The following is a 2,626-nucleotide window of genomic DNA, read 5'->3' as shown; positions in this document are numbered from 1 at the left end:
CGGCGGTCAGACGCAGCCGCACGCTGACGCGGGCGGCGGGTGCCGGCGGCGCCGCGGCCAGCAGCCAGTCACCACGCTGGATGTCTTGTTTTTCCGCCTCGCCGCTCAGATTGAGCGCGATGCGCTGGCCGGCCTGGCCTTGGCGCGCCGGCTGGTTCTGCACATGCAGGCCGCGCACGCGCATCGGGACCTCCTTGCCGCTGAGCCATAGCGTATCGCCGACTTCGACGCGGCCGCCCCAGGCGGTGCCGGTCACCACCAGGCCGGCGCCGCCGATGATGAAGGCGCGGTCTATCGCCAGGCGGAAGCGCCGCTCGACGCCGAGGTCGCCGCTGGGCAATTGCAGCAAATGCCGCCGCAAGGCATTGATGCCGGCGCCGCTGACGGCGGACACCGGGAATAGGACGGCTGGCGGCAGCCCGGGCGCGGCCAGCGTTTGCCGCGTTTGCGCGAGCACGCGTTCCAGTTGCGCGGCGTCGGCCAGGTCGCTCTTGCTGATGGCCACGGTCAGGCTGTCCAGGTCTGCGGCATCACGCCGTCGTCGGCGGCGACCACCAGCAGCGCGTGACGCACGCCGCCGACGCCGGCCAGCATATTGCCGAGGAAGCGCTCATGGCCGGGCACGTCGATGAAGCCCACCATGCCGCCATCCGGCGTTGGCAGATAGGCATAGCCCAGGTCTATGGTCATGCCGCGCTTTTTCTCTTCCGGCAGGCGGTCGGCATCGGTGCCGGTCAGGGCATGCAGCAGCGAAGTCTTGCCGTGGTCGACGTGTCCGGCGGTGGCGATGATCATGGCGGGAGGAATGGCGCGGGGAAAAGGCCAAGTATCGCCAGAAACGGCGGGTTTGGCCACTTTGGAAGTTTATTGCCGGCTTGCGGTCCGCGCCCGCCGCGTCAATGCGTGGGCGTCGCGCCTGGCAGATAGTGGCCGGCCGGGTCGATATGCGCCAGCACGTCCAGCACCGGGTGGCGTTCCAGCACGCGGTGGCGCGCGGTCTCGGAAATGGCGTGGGCTTGCTCCACATTGATGGAGCCGTCCACTTCCAGGTGTACATCCACCAGGATCAGGTCCCCCATCTTGCGGGTGCGCAGATCGTGCACGCCGTAAATGCCGGGGGTGCCGAGCAAGGTCTGGCGGATGGCGGCGATGGTGTCGTCGTCGGCGGCGCGGTCCATCAGATCATTCATCGCGTCCCAGCCGAAGCGCCAGCCCATGCGCGTGACCAGCAAGCCCACCAGCAAGGCGGCCACCGGGTCCAGCAGCGGGTAGCCCATCAGGTTGCCGACGATGCCCAAGGCCACCACCAGGGAGGAGGCGGCGTCGGAGCGCGCGTGCCAGGCATTGGCCACCAGCATGCTGGAGCGCACGCGCTTGGCCACCGCCAGCATGTAGCGGAACAAAAGCTCTTTTGCGACCAGCGCCAGCAGCGCGATCCACAAGGCGATGGTGTGCACGGTGGGAATGGTGTCCGGATGGCTGAACTTGCCTGCGGCGGCATAGAGCATGCCCAGGCCCACGCCCAGCAATAGCAGGCCAAGCGCCAGCGAGGCGGCATTTTCATAGCGGTGATGGCCATACTGGTGGTCATGGTCCGGCGCTTTGTGGCTGTGCTTGCCGGCCAGCAGCACGACGAAGTCGGCCAGCAGGTCGGACAGCGAGTGCACGCCGTCGGCGATCAGCGCCGAGGAGTGCGCCAGCGCGCCGACCACGATCTGTATGGTGGACAACAGCAGGTTGACGACGACGCTGACCTGCGTGCTGAGGCGGCCGGCGCGGCGTTTTTCGACGCTGCCCTCATCGTGGGCATGATGTATATGGGCCATGGTCGTGACAGCCAAGCAGTGGATGGGAGCTTCTATTATCGCACAAAAGCTATTAAATATAAAAACTGATTGTTTTTATTAATGAGAATGAGAACAAGAATGAGCCTCACAGACCCTGCCATCAGGATGGGTATCCCTTGCGCCGCGCCGCGCTTATGCCACAATCCGGGTTTTGTCGAGAACGGGGAAGCGAATGGCCTTGCTGCTGAAAAGCCTGTTGGGCGCGTTGGCGGTGCTCTTGATCAGCGTGCTGGCCAAGTCCAGGAATTACTACATCGCCGGCCTGGTGCCGCTATTCCCCACTTTTGCGCTGATCGCTCACTATATTGTAGGCGGCGAGCGCGGCGTGGCCGCGCTGAAGGCCACTTTGTTGTTCGGCATGGCCTCCTTGCTGCCTTATTTCATCTATCTGCTGGCGCTGTATTGGCTGGTGGACCGCTGGCGGCTGGGACCGGCGCTGATAGGCGCCGCCGTCTGCTGGACGGCGGCGGCGGCACTGCTGGTGCTGCTATGGTCGCGGCAATGACTCCAGATTGGCGATAAAGCCGGCTTCGTCCTCCAGGCAGCGCAGATCCAGCCACAGCCGGCCGTCGGTCAGCCGGCCTATCACCGGACGCGGCAGCGCGCGCAGGGCCTCGGCCAGCCGCTCCAGCGTGCCGCCCTTGCCATCGGCCGGCGCCACCGCCAGCGCCCAGCTGGGCAGCCGGTCCACCGGCAGCGAGCCGCTGCCGATCTGCGACAGGCAGGCGGCATCCTCCACCAGATAATCAGTGCCCAGCGCTGAGGCCAGCGGCGCGCGC

4 protein-coding genes and 1 pseudogene are annotated in these 2,626 nt (G+C 66.3%); 1 reads left to right on the top strand and 4 read right to left on the bottom strand.

Going from position 1 to position 2,626, the window contains the following annotated elements:
* From LQT98_RS21995 to LQT98_RS21985, 3 genes are all read right to left on the bottom strand, one after another.
* Positions 1–505: EF-Tu/IF-2/RF-3 family GTPase (locus LQT98_RS21995; protein ID WP_331282577.1), on the bottom strand; the 505-nt coding region annotated here is incomplete at its 3' end.
* A 2-nt stretch (positions 506–507) separates the two neighbouring features.
* Positions 508–795 carry a GTP-binding protein gene (locus LQT98_RS21990; protein WP_231465202.1) on the bottom strand — a complete coding sequence of 96 codons (288 nt, stop codon included), beginning with the start codon at positions 793–795 and terminating at the stop codon, positions 508–510.
* A 101-nt stretch (positions 796–896) separates the two neighbouring features.
* Positions 897–1,826 carry a cation diffusion facilitator family transporter gene (locus tag LQT98_RS21985; protein ID WP_048409626.1) on the bottom strand — a complete coding sequence of 310 codons (930 nt, stop codon included), beginning with the start codon at positions 1,824–1,826 and terminating at the stop codon, positions 897–899.
* Positions 1,827–2,019: 193 nt separating this feature from the next.
* On the opposite strand from LQT98_RS21985, the gene LQT98_RS21980 reads away from it, so the two are divergent.
* Positions 2,020–2,352 carry a GlpM family protein gene (locus LQT98_RS21980; RefSeq protein ID WP_048409627.1) on the top strand — a complete coding sequence of 111 codons (333 nt, stop codon included), beginning with the start codon at positions 2,020–2,022 and terminating at the stop codon, positions 2,350–2,352.
* Here LQT98_RS21980 and LQT98_RS21975 read toward each other — a convergent pair.
* A pseudogene (locus tag LQT98_RS21975) lies at positions 2,335–2,626 on the bottom strand (L-seryl-tRNA(Sec) selenium transferase); the annotation flags it as partial. The gene LQT98_RS21980 and the pseudogene LQT98_RS21975 sit on opposite strands and share 18 nt — an antisense overlap.

Origin of the sequence: Chromobacterium aquaticum, from assembly GCF_021129195.1 — a bacterium.
Lineage (GTDB): Bacteria > Pseudomonadota > Gammaproteobacteria > Burkholderiales > Chromobacteriaceae > Chromobacterium > Chromobacterium aquaticum.
The sequence above is the reverse complement of the archived record's forward strand: the minus strand, read 5'-3'. Positions and strand labels throughout refer to the sequence as shown.